This is a genomic window from Herbaspirillum sp. WTB6 (assembly GCF_057457785.1).
In genome coordinates this window covers 856,847-871,755 of record NZ_CP176522.1, presented here as the reverse complement: position 1 = coordinate 871,755, position 14,909 = coordinate 856,847, and the positions used below count along the sequence as shown (strand labels likewise).

The following is a 14,909-nucleotide window of genomic DNA, read 5'->3' as shown; positions in this document are numbered from 1 at the left end:
AACACCGAAAACCCCATGAGCCAAGATCCACGCTTTCCCAACCTGTTTATCCTTGACCACCCGCTGATCCAGCACAAGTTGAGCCACATGCGCGAAAAGGACACCTCGACGCGCACCTTCCGCGAGTTGCTGCGCGAAATCACGCTGTTGATGGGCTATGAAATCACGCGCACCCTGCCGCTCACCACGCGCCGCATCGAAACGCCGCTGCAGAGCATGGATGCGCCGGTGATTGCCGGCAAGAAGCTGGTGGTGGTGCCGGTGCTGCGCGCCGGCATCGGCATGAGCGACGGCTTGCTGGAGTTGATCCCGTCGGCGCGAGTCGGCCATATCGGCGTCTACCGCGACCCGGCTACGCTGCAGCCGGTCGAATACCTGGTGCGGTTGCCGGACGTGCGCGAGCGCACCTTCATCCTGTGCGACCCGATGGTGGCAACCGGCAACTCGGCGGTGCATGCGGTGGATGTGCTGAAAAAACGCGGCGTGGCCGACGACCAGATCCTGTTCCTGGCGCTGGTGGCGGCGCCGGAAGGGGTCAAGGTATTCCAGCAGGCGCATCCGCAGGTCAAACTGTACGCCGCTGCGCTGGATTCCCATCTGAACGATCACGCCTACATCGTGCCCGGCCTGGGCGACGCCGGCGACCGGATTTTCGGCACCAAATAAGATCCGGCCGGCCGCGCATCCTGCGCTCAGGGGGCGACTTCCTCCGTAGGCAGGTAAGCAGGGCGCGCCCGTCTTTTCTTCGCGCCCGGCTCTCCCGGCCGCTGGCGCAATGCCTGCACCGCCGGCTGGAAAATTTCCGGTGCGATCTCGCTCGCAAACCGGTTCCACAATTGCCACAGCAGATCGGCGTCGGCCAGTGCCCGGTGGCGCTCGCCGGTGACCAGTTGGTGACGCGCGATCAGCGTGTCCAGGTTGTGCCGGCGCTCGGCCGGAAACAGCCGGCGCGACAGGCGCACCGTGCACAACACCTCGTTTTCCAGGCGCGACCCGGCCTGCAGGCAGGCGTTGTTCAGGAAACCGAAATCGAAGCGGGCGTTGTGGGCGATGAACAGGCCGCCGTCCAGCCGGCTGCGCACCGTATCCAGAACCGCGTCGATCGGCGGCGCATCCCGCACCATCTGGTCGTCGATGCCGGTCAGGCGCTGGATGAAGGGCGGGATCGGGATGCCGGGATTGACCAGGGTCGACCAGCGCGTTACTTGGCCGTGATCGACTTCGACCAGGCCGATTTCGGTAATGCGGTCGGCGGCAGCATTGGCGCCGGTGGTTTCCAGATCGAGGAACACCAGTTTTTCGGATTGGGTCATGGGCGCATTTTGCCATGTCCAACCAGTCGGGGCAGAGCCAATCATGGCGCGCAGCGGTTCCTGCCTGATTTTTGTGCGCAGGAAAATTCCCGTGCGCAATCAAATGCTTGCGCCAGATCAACTGGGTTAGCCACATGTTTATCCACAGGAACGGTGCAGAACTTTTCCGCCATTTTCTTGCCTCTTGTTTATGGCCGGTCAAGTTGCCATCGGCCCGATCGCGTTTGCATCCGTCCGCAAGCGGTAGCGCCGCAGGGACCACTGGCTGAGGTTGACGGAAATCAATGCCGGTCGAAGGCCGTTCGGTAACGTGTTCTTATCCCAACCGAGAAGGCGGCGGCGTGCACCTGGTAGACATCACGATGTTTTATGCGGCGCAGGGTGGCGGAGTCAGCACCTACCTGGCAGCCAAGGCAAACTGGCTGGCGCGCCACAGCCGGATTACCCATTCGATCGTCGCGCCGGCGCAGCATATTCGGGCCGGCGCCTCGCACAATATCCATTTCGTGCAGTTGCCTAGCATCCCGATCCCGGGTAGGAGCAGCTACCGCATGCCCTTGTCGCCGGCGATCGCCGCCGCCGTGCTGCGGCGCCTGCAGCCGGATTTGATCGAAGTCGGCGATCCGTATCAGTCGGCGTGGGCTGCCTTGCGCATCAAGCGCGAATCGAATATCCCGCTGGTGGCGTTCTATCATTCCGATTTGCCGCAATTGGCGGCCCAGCGTTTCGGCGCCAATGCACAAGCGCTGGCGAAGCGCTACCTGGCCCATCTTTATCGGCAATTCGATCTGGTGCTGGCACCCAGCGAAATCATGCTGCGCCGGCTGCAGGCGATGGGGCTGGAACGCGTGCGCCAGCAGCCGCTTGGCGTTGATACGGCCGTTTTTTCGCCAGCTTGCCGCGATCCGCAGTTGCGTAGCCGTCTGGGCCTGGACGCTGACGCCCGCCTGCTGGTGTATGCCGGCCGCTTTACCCGCGAAAAGAGGCTGCCGCTACTGATTGCCGCGGTCGAGCGGCTGGGTCGGCCCTATCACCTGTTGCTGATCGGCGGCGGCGAGCAATTGCCGTATTCGCCGCATTACACCTGTCTGCCGTTTCAAAACGGCTCGGCACGCCTGGCGTGCCTGCTGGCCAGTTGCGACCTGCTGGTGCATGCCGGTGACTCGGAAACCTTTGGCCTGGTGGTGCTGGAGGCGATGGCCTGCGGCATCCCGGTGCTGGGCGTGGCAGCCGGCGGGGTGGGCGAACTGGTCGATGCCGAAACTGGCATGCTGGTGCCGCCAAACGATGCGGCGCTGCTGGCGGATGGCGTCGATGCGCTGTTCCGGCGCGATCTGTCGGCGCTGGGCGCGAATGCGCGCCGCAGGATGGTGGAGAAATACGATTGGGACATCATCGTGCCGCAACTGATCGCGTGCTACGCCGGCTTGCTGGCATCGCCGCAGCGGGCCGAACTGGAAGCGGGCACCGCCTATGCCGCCGAATGAGCTGGCGAGCGCATTGTGCGTCTCGCTGCACGATGTCGCACCGCACACCTGGCCGCAATGTGCGCACCTGCTGCGGGCAGTGCATGCGGTGGCGCCGATCCGGGTGACCCTCTTGGTGGTGCCGGCCTATCATCGGCAGCCGGCGGCCAATGCTGCCGCCTTCGATCGCCTGCTGGAGGCGCGGCTGGCGGCCGGCGATGAGTTGGCGCTGCACGGCTTCACCCATCTGGACGAGGGGCCGCCGGCGATCGGCTGGCAGCAGAAATTCCTGCGCCGGGTGTACACCAGCGGCGAAGGCGAATTCAGCGCGCTGGATGTCGCCGAAGCGAGCCGCCGGATTGCCCAAGGGCTGGAATGGTTTGCGCAGCGGCACTGGCCGGTGGCCGGCTTCGTGGCGCCGGCCTGGCTGCTGGGCGCGGATGCCTGGCGCGCCCTGTGCCAGTTTCCGTTTCGCTACACCACCACGTTGCGCTATTTCTACACCTTGCCGCAGCCGCACGCGCTGCTGTCGCCGAGCCTGGTGTACGCGGCGCGCAATCGGAGCGGCCGCTGGCTGTCGGCGCGCCGCAATGCGCTGCTGGCGCGCCTGCTGGCGCAGCGGCCGCTGGTGCGGCTGGGCCTGCATCCGCGGGACGCCGCATATCCCGAACTGGTCCGGCATTCCCAGCAGTTGATCGAGCAGTTGCTGCAGTCGCGGCAAGCGCTGACCAAGGCGGATTTTGCGCTGCGGCTGCAGGCTTCCTACTACGATGCGGTGCCGCCGGCGGCGCAGGGCGTGGCCTGACGCCTTCGGCTGCCTCAAGCCTGGTGCAGGATCTGCTGGTGGAATGCCAGGTGATCGGCGATGAAGGTCGAGACGAAGTAATAGCCGTGGTCATAGGCCGCATGGCGGCGCAGCGTGAGCGGCTGGGCCGCCGTCCGGCACGCGGCTTCGAACTGCTCCGGCAGCAGTTGCCGCGCCAGGAACTGGTCGCCCAGGCCCTGGTCGATCAGGATTCCCTGCGGGAACGGCGTACGCAGGGTTTTCATCAGTTCGCTGGCGTCGTACTGGCGCCAGTCATCCCGGTCGGCGCCCAGGTAGCCGGCAAAGGCCTTTTCGCCCCACGGGCATTGCATCGGCGCGGCGATCGGCGCGAAGGCCGAGACCGAGCGATACAGCTCCGGGTTTTTCAGCGCGATGGTCAGCGCGCCGTGTCCGCCCATCGAGTGGCCGCAGATGCCGATGCGCCCGGCGCGTGCCGGGAATTGCGCCAGGATCAACTCGCGCAGTTCGTGCACCACATACGAATACATTCGGTAGTGTGCGCTCCATGGCGCTTCGGTCGCATCGACATAAAAGCCGGCGCCGACGCCGAAATCCCAACTATCGGTTTCGCCGGCAATGCCGGCACCGCGCGGACTGGTGTCCGGCGCCACCAGCATGATGCCGTGCTGGGCAGCGAAGCGCTGGGCGCCGGCCTTGATCATGAAGGTTTCTTCGCTGCAGGTGAGGCCGGCCAGGTAGAACAGTACCGGCACCGACCCGTGCTGCGCCTGCGGCGGCTGATACACCGAAAAGCGCATCGGCAAGCCGATTGCGGATGAGTCATGGCGGTAAAAACCCTGCGTGCCGCCGAAGCAGGGGTGCAGGCCGAGCGTTTCAAGCGTTACGGACATGGCGCGCCCGCTCAGTAAATCACGACCGAGCGGATCGACTCGCCGCGTTCCATCAGCTCGAAGCCGTCGTTGATTCTTTCGAGCGGCAGGCGGTGCGTGATCAGGTCATCGATATTCAGCTTGCCCTCCATGTACCAGTCGACGATCTTCGGCACGTCGGTGCGCCCGCGCGCGCCGCCGAAGGCCGAGCCTTCCCATTTGCGGCCGGTGACCAGTTGGAACGGCCGCGTGGAAATTTCCGCGCCGGCTTCGGCCACGCCGATGATGATGCTGCGGCCCCAGCCCTTGTGCGTGCATTCCAGTGCCTGCCGCATCACCTGGGTGTTGCCGATGCATTCGAAGCTGTAGTCGGCGCCGCCGTCGGTCAGCTGGACGATGGCGTCGACGATATTGGCGTGGTCCTTCGGATTCAGAAAGTGCGTCATGCCGAACTGGCGCGCCATCGCTTCGCGCGCCGGATTCAGGTCGATGCCGATGATCTTGTCGGCGCCGACCATTTTTGCGCCCTGGATCACGTTCAGGCCGATGCCGCCCAGCCCGAACACCACGACATTGGCGCCGGCTTCCACCTTGGCTGTGAACAGCACCGCGCCGACGCCGGTGGTGACGCCGCAGCCGATGTAGCAGACCTTGTCGAACGGCGCGTCTTCGCGGATCTTGGCCAGGGCGATTTCCGGCACCACGATGTAATTCGAGAAGGTGGAGGTGCCCATGTAATGGTAGATCGGCTTGCCGTCCAGCGAGAAGCGCGAGGTCGCGTCCGGCATCAGGCCGCGCCCCTGGGTCGAACGGATCGCCTGGCACAGGTTGGTCTTGCGCGACAGGCAGAACTTGCACTCGCGGCATTCCGGCGTATACAGCGGGATTACGTGGTCGTCTCTTTTCAGGTGCTTGACGTTGGGGCCGACGTCGACCACCACGCCGGCGCCTTCGTGGCCCAGGATCGCCGGGAAGATGCCTTCCGGGTCGGCGCCGGACAGCGTGTAGTGATCGGTATGGCAAATGCCGGTGGCCTTGATTTCGACCAGCACTTCGCCAGAGCGCGGCCCACCCAGTTCGACTTCTTCAATCGTGAGCGGTTTGCCGGCCTGCCAGGCCACGGCTGCTTTGGTTTTCATTTCCGGGTCAACTCCATAAAAAATAGCCGCCGCGCCGGTTGCCGGCGCGGCGGCTCGGGTACACCTTGCCATTATCGTGGAATTGTCGGCCGCCGGCTTGCGGTGTGGTTCGGATGGCCTTACCTGTTTTTGGCGCGCAATGCGTCGATTCCGAAAGCGCCGGCGCCGCCCACCGCCAGGAACAGGAACACGAAGCAATACAGGACCGCCAGTTCGCCCTCGTTCAGGATCGGCAGGAAGGTCTTGGGGGCATGTGCCATGAAATAGGCGACCGCCATCATGCCGGACAGAACGAAGGCCACCGGGCGCGTGAACAGTCCGAGGACGATCAATGCGCCGCCGGCCAGTTCCAGCACGCCGGCCAGCCCCATCAGCGAAAACAATTGCAAGCCATCGAACATCGCGATATGCGGTGCGCCGAGCAACTTGGCGCTGCCATGCTGCAGGAACAGCAGGCCGGTGACGATACGCAGGACACTCAGCAGGCGCGGGCTCCAGACGGCGGAAAAATTGTTGTCGTTTTGCATGGTGTTATCCCTTGTCGAGTCAATCAAAAAATGAGTGTTACTGCGAAAATACGAATCCGAGTGCTTGTCCATGGGTAATCCGGCCCGGCTTGGACGGTGCGGAATATCGCGCTCGGTGCTGGCTTGCCGGTCGTCAATAGCCTACCGTAAAGCGTTGTCGGGCGTGCGCGGGACGCTCCAGTTCATCGATCATGGCGACGGCGTAGTCCTCCGTCGAGATCTGGCTGGTGCCGTCAGCGGATACCAGCAATTGTTCGCCGCCCAGGCGGAATTTGCCGCTGCGCCGGCCCGGCGCGATCATCGCCGACGGGCTCAGCATGGTCCAGTTCAAGTCCGCTTCACGGTGCAATAGCGCCAGCACCTGGCGCGCGCCTTCGGCGGTCGCCAGGTAGGCTTGCGGGAAATCGGGGGTATCCATCAACTGCACCCCTGGCGCGGTTTGCAGCGAGCCGGCGCCGCCCACCACCAGTAGCCTTGGAACCCCGGCCTGTTTGCTGGCGGTGATGATCGAGCCGATCCCTTGCATGTAATAGTCGAACGTGTTGCTTTGGGCATGGCCGCTGAAAGCGCTGATGACGGCGTCGAAACCGGTGAGCTGGGTTGCCAGCCGGGCTGTATCCAGCACATCGGCGGCGACCACCTCCAGATTGGGCCGGGACGCCAGCTTTTCCGGATGGCGCACCAGCGCCGTTACCAGGTGGCCGCGCGCCAGCGCTTCGTTCAGCAGCGCCGAGCCGATGAAGCCACTGGCGCCTATCAGTACAATTTTCATGATCTTTCCTTGATTCGGTGGCTGGCCACGCCTGATGGCGGCCGTTAGCCAATCAAAACATGATGGCACTGATGATTGTCTTGATAAACCCGAATAAATATAATTCATTATTACGGTTTTCTTAACAATAAGGCGGCCATGATGACCCTCGGGGAAATTGATCTGAATAGCCTGTTGTTCTTCGACGCGGTGGTCAGGAGCGGCAGCTTTACCGCCGCTGCGGATCGCCTCGGCGTCGCCAAGGCCAAGGTCAGCATCCAGGTCAGCCGCCTGGAGCAACGGCTGGGCGTTACGCTGTTGTCGCGCACCACGCGCCTGGTCATGCTGACCGATGCCGGCCGCGCCTTGCACGCTGAATGTCAGCCATTGCTGCAGGCGTTGCAGGAGGCGCTCGAACAGGTCGGCTCCAGTCGCGACAGGGTGGGCGGCAGCCTGCGGCTCTCGACCTCGGTCAACCATGCTGCGCGCTCGCTGGCACCGGCGGTTGCGGCATTTGCCCGGCTGCATCCAGAACTACAGATCGACTTGCGCACCGACGACCGGATCGTCGATCTGGTGGCGGAGGGCATCGATCTCTCGATTCGCATGGGCTGGCTCAAGGATTCATCGCTGCGCGCGCTCAAGCTGGGCGAGTTCGAGCAATACGTGGTGGCGGCGCCGGACTATCTGCGGCGCGTCGGATATCCGCAACGGCCGGAAGACCTGGCGCATGGCGAGTGGATCGCGCTGACGCTATTGCCGACCGCGCAAACCTGGAAATTCACGCCGGCGGCTGGGCGCCCGAGGCTGGTGCAGATGAAGTCCAGAATCCGGGTCGATTCCCCTGATGTCCTGCGGGGGCGGTTTCAAACACGAAGTGCAACATAGGCTAAATCCAGAGGAAGTGTAGCAAGGTTGTAAAAGACCTCATGCGGGGTTCTGTAACCAAGGCATTTGCGGGGGCGGTGGTTGAGTTTGTCGACGGCGGCCTGGAGCGCTTGCTGGCTGACGGTTTTCAGATTGGTGTTCTTCGGGAAATACTGCCGGAGCAAGCCATTGGTGTTTTCATTCAGGCCGCGCTCCCAGGAATGATAGGGGCGGGCAAAGTAGACATCGGCCCGCAGGCGGGCACTGATCAAGGCGTGGTCGGCGAATTCCGATCCGTTGTCGAAGGTGATGGTGTGGCACACCCGCCGATGCGGGCTGAGCAAATCGACCACCACCGCACCCACGCCCTCGGCCTGCTTGCTGTTGGCTGGGGCGGCCAGGGTGAAGCGCGACCGCCGTTCCACCAGCGTCACCAGCACCCCTTGCTGGCCTTTGCCAATCACGGTGTCGCCTTCCCAATCGCCCAGCCGCAGGCGTTGCTCGACCATCAGGGGACGATGCTCGATGCCGATCCGGCCCGGCAGGATTCCCCGACGCCGCCGGCCGCTGCCGTGGCGCTGGCGCCGGGGTTTCTGGCTGCGCAAGTGCCGGATCAAATCGCCGCCGCCACGCCGATCGGCGTAGATCCGTTGATAGACGCTCTCATGACTGATGCCGATCGGGCTGCCCCGTTCCAGCGTCAGGCGGTGGATCGCTTGTTCGGGCGACAGGTCCAGGCGGATATAGGCCTGAACCGCCAACCAGGCGGCGTCGGCAACCCGGCTCGCATTACGACTGTTCTGTTGCCGTGCCAAGGCTTTATCGTGTGCCTGGCCAGGCCGCCATTGATGCACGCCCCGGTTGCGCCGCAGTTCGCGACTGATCGTCGAGCGATGCCGCCCCAGCCGGCGCGCAATCTCGCTGACTGAATGATCGTCTGCCTGCAGTTCGTGAATTTGGTATCGTTCGTCTCGGGTGAGGTGTGTATAGCGCATATTCGGCAACTTTCGACTGGCTGGTCAAAGGGTTCGAATGCTAGCGCATCTCGCCCTCCTTCCGTTGATCGGTGTTGCACTTCGTGTTTGAAACCGCCCCTGATTTGCATGGAGTATGCTTATAAATCCGCCATTTTCAGGCGGAATATTAGGATCTGTTTCAGGAGTATGCGTTTTCGGCGGCAACTTATCGGCCGAGTATCTTGCGCATCACCGACGGCACCGGCTCGAGCGGATTGGCGTGGCCGTATTCCAGTTCCGGCGCCAGCTCGAAGCCGAAGGCGGAGTACAGATCGATCAGGCGCGACTGGTCGGTACGCACCGCCAGCCGCAATTCGTCGATGTCGGCCGCCAGCGCCTGGTGGATTACCGCTTCCAGCAAGTGCTGCGACAGGCCGGCGCCGCGATAGGCAGGCAACACTCCCATGCGTACGATGTCCCATACCGCCGGTTCGTACTCGTCGTGCAACCAGCGCACCGAGCCGGCGGACTGGCCGTCGACTTGCAGGATGAAGCCGCCGCCGATGCGCAGGTCGTGCAGTACGCGCGCCACGTCTTCGCGGTGGCCGCTGGAACTGGCAGCGACCTTGTCGGCCCAGCTGAGGCGGGTCAGTTCGGCGATCAGCTCGGCGTCGTCGACGCCGGCTTCGCGTACCAGGATGTTGCAGGGGGGCGCCACAGAGAGGGGCGCCGAAGGGAGCGCGGCAGAGCCGCTACTACTGGGTAAGGGGTCCATAGCTTTCAGCTGACCCGCATGCCGGGCTGGGCGCCAGGCCACGGGTTCAGCACATAGATACCGGGATTGGCTTTTTCGTCGGCGGCCGAGGCGGCCAGCACCATGCCTTCCGAAATGCCGAACTTCATCTTGCGCGGCGCCAGGTTGGCGACCATCACGGTCAGCTTGCCAATCAGGTCGGCCGGCTGGTAGGACGACTTGATGCCGGAAAAGACGTTGCGCAGGCGGCCCTCGCCGACGTCGAGCGTCAGGCGCAGCAGCTTGTCGGAACCGTCGACCGCTTCGCAATTGACGATCCTGGCGATGCGCAGGTCGATCTTGGCGAAGTCGTCGATCTTGATCTCCGGCGCGATCGCCTCGATCGCGCCGCCGTCCTCTCCCCCAGGGAGAGAGTCGGTCTTCGCATCTCCCGTAGCCGCCGCTTCCGGCACCTCGAACAAGGCATCCAGCATCTTCGGTTCGACCCGCGTCATCAAATGTTCAAACTTGCCGATCGCCGCCGGGATCGTGCGCAGATCGGCCCAGGCCAGGTCGCGCTCGATCTGGAACAAGCTGGCTACCTTGCGCGCCAGCGCCGGCAGGATCGGCGCCAGGTAGATGCTGAGGCGATAGAACGACAGCAGCAGGTCGCTGCAGACATCCTGCAGCGCCTGGTCATTGGCCGGGTCTTTCGCCAGTTCCCACGGTTTTTTGCTATCTACATACTGGTTGACTTCATCGGCCAGCGACATGATCAGGCGTAGCGCCTTGCCGAATTCGCGGGCATCAAAGGAATCGCGGATCGCCGTTTCCTCGCCGGCGCCGACCAGTTCCCAGAAGCGGTTGGTCGACTTGCTGATCGGATTCGAGAGCCGGCCGTCGAAGCGCTTGGTGATGAAGCCGGCCGCGCGGCTGGCGATGTTGATGTACTTGCCGATCAGGTCGGAATTGACGCGGGCGATGAAGTCCTCGGGATTGAAATCGATGTCTTCGTTGCGTGCGCTAAGCTTGTTGGCCAGGTAGTAGCGCAGCCATTCCGGGTTCATGCCCAGGCTCAGGTATTTCAGCGGGTCAAGGCCGGTGCCGCGGCTCTTGCTCATCTTCTCGCCATTGTTGACCGTCAAAAAGCCGTGCACGAACACCTTGTTGGGCGTCTTGCGGCCGCTGAACTTGAGCATCGCCGGCCAGAACAGCGTGTGGAAGTTGACGATGTCCTTGCCGATGAAGTGGTACTGCTCGGTGGCGGGGTCGGCCATGAAGGCGTCGAAGTCGCGCCCGCTCTTGTCGAAATAATTTTTCAGCGAGGCCAGGTAGCCAATCGGCGCATCCAGCCAGACATAGAAATACTTGCCCGGCGCATCCGGGATCTCGATGCCGAAATACGGCGCGTCGCGCGAGATGTCCCAATCGCTCAAGCCCTCGCTGGTGCTGCCGTCCTGGTTTTCGCGCGGGGCAAACCATTCCAGCACCTTGTTGGCGACTTCCGGCTGCAGATGCGGCTTGCCGTCGACGTCGCTGCCCTTGATCCATTGCTCCAGGAATTCCACGCTGCGCGGATCGGACAAGGTAAAGAAAAAGTGCTCCGATGATTTCAAGACGGGCTTGGAGCCGGTCAGGGCCGAGTAGGGATCGATCAGGTCGGTCGGGGTGTAGACCGCGCCGCACACTTCGCAGTTGTCGCCATACTGATCCTTGGCATGGCACTTTGGACATTCGCCCTTGATGTAGCGGTCCGGCAGGAACATGTTTTTCTCGGGATCGAAAAACTGTTCGATGATCCTGGTGGCGATGAAGCCGGCCTGCTTCAAGTCGCGGTAGATTTGCTGCGCCAGCGCATGGTTTTCCGGGCCGTCGGTCGAATGCCAGTTGTCGAAGGCGATGTGGAAACCGTCCAGATATTGCTGGCGGCCGGCAGCGATCTTCGCCACGAACTCCTGCGGCGTCACGCCGTCCTTTTCCGCCGCGATCATGATCGGCGCGCCATGCGCATCGTCGGCGCCGACGAAGTGCACCTGATGCCCCTGCATGCGCTGGAAACGAACCCAGATGTCGGCCTGGATGTATTCCATGATGTGGCCGATATGGAAAGGACCGTTGGCGTAGGGCAGGGCGGTGGTGACGAACAGTTGGCGCGCGGGCGTGATGCTCATTGGGACAATGCGGGTAAGGGAAAGCCATGATTTTAGCAGCGCAATGCGTTCTGTCATCCCGGGCACGCCGCCCGCATGCGATCCTCGCCATTTCGCAAGCTTACGGTGCGGTTCGGTTCCGATTGGTTTAGACTGGCCGCAAACTCATCGCACTACAGTCAAGAGGACAATCCATGAGCATTACGCCTGAAGCGGTCACGGCCGCACTGTCGACGGTAATCGATCCCAATACCGGCAAGGACCTGGTGGCCGGCAAGACGGTGAAAAACCTCGCCGTCGACGGCGCCGAAGTCAGCTTCGAGATCGAACTCGGTTATCCGGCCAAGAGCCAGTTCGACGCCATTCGCAAGGCGGCCATCGGCGCCGTGCGGGCTCTGCCCGGTGTCGGCAACGTCAGCGTCGCGGTGCAGTCGAAGATCGTCGCGCATGCGGTGCAGCGCGGCGTGGCGACGATGTCGAACGTGAAAAACATCATCGCGGTCGCCTCCGGCAAGGGCGGAGTCGGCAAGTCGACCACCGCCGTCAACCTGGCGCTGGCGCTGGCGGCCGAAGGGGCGTCAGTCGGGATTCTAGATGCCGACATCTACGGGCCGTCGCAACCGATGATGATGGGCATTGCCGGGCGCCCCGAAACCACCGATGGCAAGACCATGGAGCCGCTGGAAAACCACGGCCTGCAAGTGTCGTCGATCGGCTTCATGATCGATCCCGACGAGCCGATGGTGTGGCGCGGCCCGATCGTCACGCAAGCGCTGCAGCAGTTGCTGACGCAAACCAACTGGCGCGACCTCGATTACCTGATCGTCGACATGCCGCCCGGCACCGGCGACATCCAGTTGACGCTGTCGCAAAAAGTGCCGGTGACCGGTGCGGTGATCGTCACCACGCCGCAGGATATCGCCTTGCTGGACGCGCGCAAGGGCTTGAAGATGTTCGAGAAAGTCGGAATTCCGATCCTCGGCGTGGTGGAAAACATGAGCACCCATATCTGCACCAACTGCGGCCACGCCGAGCCGATCTTCGGCGAGGGCGGCGGCGAGAAGATGTGCGCCGACTTTGGTGTCGATTTTCTCGGCGGCTTGCCGCTGACGATGGCAATCCGCGAGCAGACCGATTCCGGCCGGCCGACCGTGGTGGCCGAGCCGGATGGCGCGGTGGCTGCCATCTACAAGCAGATCGCGCGCAAGATGGCGATCAAGGTGGCCGAAAAGGCGAAGGACATGAGCAGCAAATTCCCAACCATCAAGATTCAAAACACCTAAATGGCGCGGATGTGGGGTAAAGCGGATTAAGATGGTGGCCCGCAACAATCTGCGGGCCATTACATGTCTATACAATATGGGTCGCCGGTGTCGCCGGTGGCCCATTGCTTTTTCAGTGATCGAAGTTGTGTTGACGATATCGGTACAATGTGGGATGTCTTCGGCAGTATACTCGGCGTGTATATGGCTATTTACGTTTATAAAATGGATGTTTTTTCAACATACTCCCATTTTTTACCGAAAACAGACGAAAACCTGAGGTTGGCACGGCCTGCAAGGCGTGATAAATGCCTGCAAAATCAAGAGCGGTCTGCCCTCGGCATGGCGCCGCTGCCCTATTTTCCGGAGTAGACATGAATCACCCTGTAATTCCGATCCTGCCCGCCGGTGCTTCGCGTGAGCGCAAGCGCCAACAGCCGAAAGGCCGGCGCGTCGAGCCGCAGGCGCTGGACGAAGTGCGCGCCTTGCTGGGCGAGGCCTCGCGCCAGCGCGCTTTACTGATCGAGCACCTGCACAAGATTCAGGACTGTTACGGCTGCCTGTCGGCGCCGCACCTGGCGGCGCTGGCGCAGGAAATGCGGCTGGCGCAGACCGAGGTGTACGAGGTCGCGAGCTTCTATCACCATTTCGACGTCGTCAAGGAAGGCGAGCCTGCACCCGCCGCGCTGACGGTACGGGTGTGCGCCGGCCTGTCGTGTGAAATGGCTGGCGCGGCGGAGTTGCTGCAGAAGCTGCCGGCCCTGCTGGGACGCGAAGTGCGGGTGCTGGCCGCGCCCTGCGTCGGCCGCTGCGAGCAGGCGCCGGTGGCGGTGGCCGGGCAAAACCCGATCCCGCAGGCGACTTGCGATGTCGTGGTGCAGGCGGTGGAAAGCGGCGCCTTGCAGCATGCGCCGCAGCCATATCTGGATTATGCCGCCTACCGGGCGCAGGGCGGCTACCAGCTGCTGCGGCGCTGCCATACCGGCGGCCTGGAGCGCGAGCAGTTGCTGGTCACGATGGAAAATTCGGGCCTGCGCGGCCTCGGCGGCGCCGGTTTTCCGGCCGGCCGCAAATGGCGCATCGTCGGCGCCGAAGCGGGGCCGCGCCTGATGGCGGTGAATATCGACGAGGGCGAGCCGGGCACCTTCAAGGACCGTTTCTACCTGGAGCGCGATCCGCACCGCTTCCTGGAAGGCATGCTGGTCGCGGCCTGGGTGGTCGGCATCGCCGAAATCTATATCTACCTGCGCGACGAATACCACGGCTGCCGCGAGCTGCTGGAAGCGGAGCTGGCCAGGCTGCGGGCCGAGCCGCCGGTGGCGGGGCTGCCGCAAATCCATTTGCGGCGCGGCGCCGGCGCCTACATCTGCGGCGAAGAGTCGGCCATGATCGAATCGATCGAAGGCAAGCGCGGCATGCCGCGCCTGCGTCCGCCGTACGTGGCGCAGGTCGGCCTGTTCGGCCGCCCGACGCTGGAGCACAACTTCGAGACCCTGTACTGGGTGCGCGAGATCGTCCAAAAGGGCGCCGACTGGTTTGCTGCGCAGGGCCGCCACGGCCGTAAGGGATTGCGTTCGTTCTCGGTGTCGGGCCGGGTGCGCGAGCCGGGCGTCAAGCTGGCGCCGGCCGGCATCACCATCACCGAGCTGATCGAGGAATACTGCGGCGGCATGCAAGAGGGCCACAAGTTCTACGCCTACCTGCCGGGCGGCGCCTCGGGCGGCATCCTGCCGGCGGCGCTGGGCGACATCCCGCTTGATTTCGACACCCTGCAGCCCTACGGCTGCTTCATCGGCTCGGCGGCGGTGATCGTGCTGTCGGACCAGGACACGGCGGTCGGCGCGGCGCGCAACATGATGGCGTTTTTCAAGCATGAATCCTGCGGCCAGTGCACGCCGTGCCGCAACGGCACCGCCAAGGCGCTCGGCTTGATCGAGCAGTCGCAGTGGGATACCGGCCTCTTGGCCGAACTGTCGGCGGTGATGCGCGATGCCTCGATCTGCGGCCTGGGCCAGGCGGCGCCAAACCCGGTCGACTGCGTCATCAAGTATTTTCCGCACGAGCTGGCTTGAGCGCCCGTCCGAAGCAC

Annotated in this window: 14 protein-coding genes; 6 read left to right on the top strand and 8 right to left on the bottom strand. The window is 63.5% G+C overall.

The window, feature by feature from the left end; translation table 11 throughout:
• Positions 1-15 precede the first annotated feature (15 nt).
• On the top strand, positions 16-666 hold the full coding sequence (upp, locus tag ACK2VC_RS03975) for a uracil phosphoribosyltransferase (RefSeq protein WP_486732302.1): 651 nt from the start codon (positions 16-18) through the stop codon (positions 664-666).
• Between the two features lie 26 nt (positions 667-692).
• Here upp and ACK2VC_RS03970 read toward each other — a convergent pair whose 3' ends face one another.
• Entirely contained in the window at positions 693-1,313 is a 621-nt protein-coding gene (locus tag ACK2VC_RS03970; RefSeq protein WP_486732300.1) for a 3'-5' exonuclease, read from the bottom strand.
• 284 nt (positions 1,314-1,597) lie between these two features.
• Here ACK2VC_RS03970 and ACK2VC_RS03965 point away from each other — a divergent pair, with 284 nt between their 5' ends.
• Together ACK2VC_RS03965 and ACK2VC_RS03960 are read left to right on the top strand one after the other, a co-directional pair.
• Positions 1,598-2,800 (top strand): glycosyltransferase family 4 protein, encoded by a 1,203-nt coding sequence (locus ACK2VC_RS03965; RefSeq protein ID WP_486732299.1) that lies wholly within the window; start codon positions 1,598-1,600, stop codon positions 2,798-2,800.
• A complete protein-coding gene (locus tag ACK2VC_RS03960; RefSeq protein WP_486732298.1) occupies positions 2,787-3,584 on the top strand; it encodes a DUF2334 domain-containing protein in 798 nt (265 codons plus the stop codon). The genes ACK2VC_RS03965 and ACK2VC_RS03960 overlap by 14 nt, the downstream gene beginning before the upstream one ends.
• A 14-nt stretch (positions 3,585-3,598) precedes the next feature.
• On the opposite strand, the gene fghA is transcribed toward ACK2VC_RS03960, so the two are convergent.
• The 4 genes from fghA to ACK2VC_RS03940 form a co-directional block, all read right to left on the bottom strand.
• Positions 3,599-4,456: an S-formylglutathione hydrolase gene (fghA, locus tag ACK2VC_RS03955; protein WP_486732297.1), complete on the bottom strand. Its 858-nt coding sequence runs from the start codon at positions 4,454-4,456 to the stop codon at positions 3,599-3,601.
• 11 nt (positions 4,457-4,467) lie between these two features.
• On the bottom strand, positions 4,468-5,574 hold the full coding sequence (locus tag ACK2VC_RS03950) for an S-(hydroxymethyl)glutathione dehydrogenase/class III alcohol dehydrogenase (RefSeq protein WP_486732296.1): 1,107 nt from the start codon (positions 5,572-5,574) through the stop codon (positions 4,468-4,470).
• Between the two features lie 119 nt (positions 5,575-5,693).
• Entirely contained in the window at positions 5,694-6,101 is a 408-nt protein-coding gene (locus tag ACK2VC_RS03945) for a DoxX family protein (RefSeq protein WP_486732295.1), read from the bottom strand.
• 133 nt (positions 6,102-6,234) lie between these two features.
• Positions 6,235-6,873, bottom strand: a complete 639-nt coding sequence (locus ACK2VC_RS03940) for an NAD(P)-dependent oxidoreductase (protein ID WP_486732294.1) — start codon at positions 6,871-6,873, stop codon at positions 6,235-6,237.
• A 138-nt stretch (positions 6,874-7,011) separates the two neighbouring features.
• Between ACK2VC_RS03940 and ACK2VC_RS03935 the strand changes: the two genes are divergently transcribed.
• A complete protein-coding gene (locus tag ACK2VC_RS03935) occupies positions 7,012-7,740 on the top strand; it encodes a LysR family transcriptional regulator (protein WP_486732293.1) in 729 nt (242 codons plus the stop codon).
• On the opposite strand, the gene ACK2VC_RS03930 is transcribed toward ACK2VC_RS03935, so the two are convergent.
• The 3 genes from ACK2VC_RS03930 to metG form a co-directional block, all read right to left on the bottom strand.
• Entirely contained in the window at positions 7,719-8,714 is a 996-nt protein-coding gene (locus ACK2VC_RS03930; protein ID WP_486730009.1) for an IS30 family transposase, read from the bottom strand. The two genes, ACK2VC_RS03935 and ACK2VC_RS03930, sit on opposite strands and share 22 nt — an antisense overlap.
• 187 nt (positions 8,715-8,901) lie before the next feature.
• The gene (locus ACK2VC_RS03925; protein WP_486732292.1) at positions 8,902-9,393 is read right to left on the bottom strand and encodes a GNAT family N-acetyltransferase; all 492 of its coding nucleotides are present in this window, start codon (positions 9,391-9,393) and stop codon (positions 8,902-8,904) included.
• 62 nt (positions 9,394-9,455) lie between these two features.
• Positions 9,456-11,579 (bottom strand): methionine--tRNA ligase, encoded by a 2,124-nt coding sequence (metG, locus tag ACK2VC_RS03920; protein ID WP_486732291.1) that lies wholly within the window; start codon positions 11,577-11,579, stop codon positions 9,456-9,458.
• A 173-nt stretch (positions 11,580-11,752) separates the two neighbouring features.
• Between metG and apbC the strand changes: the two genes are divergently transcribed.
• On the top strand, positions 11,753-12,841 hold the full coding sequence (gene apbC, locus ACK2VC_RS03915; RefSeq protein WP_486732290.1) for an iron-sulfur cluster carrier protein ApbC: 1,089 nt from the start codon (positions 11,753-11,755) through the stop codon (positions 12,839-12,841).
• A gap of 353 nt (positions 12,842-13,194) precedes the next feature.
• Positions 13,195-14,892 (top strand): NADH-ubiquinone oxidoreductase-F iron-sulfur binding region domain-containing protein, encoded by a 1,698-nt coding sequence (locus ACK2VC_RS03910; RefSeq protein WP_486732289.1) that lies wholly within the window; start codon positions 13,195-13,197, stop codon positions 14,890-14,892.
• Positions 14,893-14,909: the final 17 nt, after the last annotated feature.

Bases quoted from the DNA above. Each gene is read 5' to 3' on its own strand.
- upp (WP_486732302.1), top strand. From the start codon at position 16: ATGAGCCAAGATCCACGCTTTCCCAACCTGTTTATCCTTGACCACCCG.
- ACK2VC_RS03970 (WP_486732300.1), bottom strand. From the start codon at position 1,313: ATGACCCAATCCGAAAAACTGGTGTTCCTCGATCTGGAAACCACCGGC.
- ACK2VC_RS03965 (WP_486732299.1), top strand. From the start codon at position 1,598: ATGCCGGTCGAAGGCCGTTCGGTAACGTGTTCTTATCCCAACCGAGAA.
- ACK2VC_RS03960 (WP_486732298.1), top strand. From the start codon at position 2,787: ATGCCGCCGAATGAGCTGGCGAGCGCATTGTGCGTCTCGCTGCACGAT.
- fghA (WP_486732297.1), bottom strand. From the start codon at position 4,456: ATGTCCGTAACGCTTGAAACGCTCGGCCTGCACCCCTGCTTCGGCGGC.
- ACK2VC_RS03950 (WP_486732296.1), bottom strand. From the start codon at position 5,574: ATGAAAACCAAAGCAGCCGTGGCCTGGCAGGCCGGCAAACCGCTCACG.
- ACK2VC_RS03945 (WP_486732295.1), bottom strand. From the start codon at position 6,101: ATGCAAAACGACAACAATTTTTCCGCCGTCTGGAGCCCGCGCCTGCTG.
- ACK2VC_RS03940 (WP_486732294.1), bottom strand. From the start codon at position 6,873: ATGAAAATTGTACTGATAGGCGCCAGTGGCTTCATCGGCTCGGCGCTG.
- ACK2VC_RS03935 (WP_486732293.1), top strand. From the start codon at position 7,012: ATGATGACCCTCGGGGAAATTGATCTGAATAGCCTGTTGTTCTTCGAC.
- ACK2VC_RS03930 (WP_486730009.1), bottom strand. From the start codon at position 8,714: ATGCGCTATACACACCTCACCCGAGACGAACGATACCAAATTCACGAA.
- metG (WP_486732291.1), bottom strand. From the start codon at position 11,579: ATGAGCATCACGCCCGCGCGCCAACTGTTCGTCACCACCGCCCTGCCC.
- apbC (WP_486732290.1), top strand. From the start codon at position 11,753: ATGAGCATTACGCCTGAAGCGGTCACGGCCGCACTGTCGACGGTAATC.
- ACK2VC_RS03910 (WP_486732289.1), top strand. From the start codon at position 13,195: ATGAATCACCCTGTAATTCCGATCCTGCCCGCCGGTGCTTCGCGTGAG.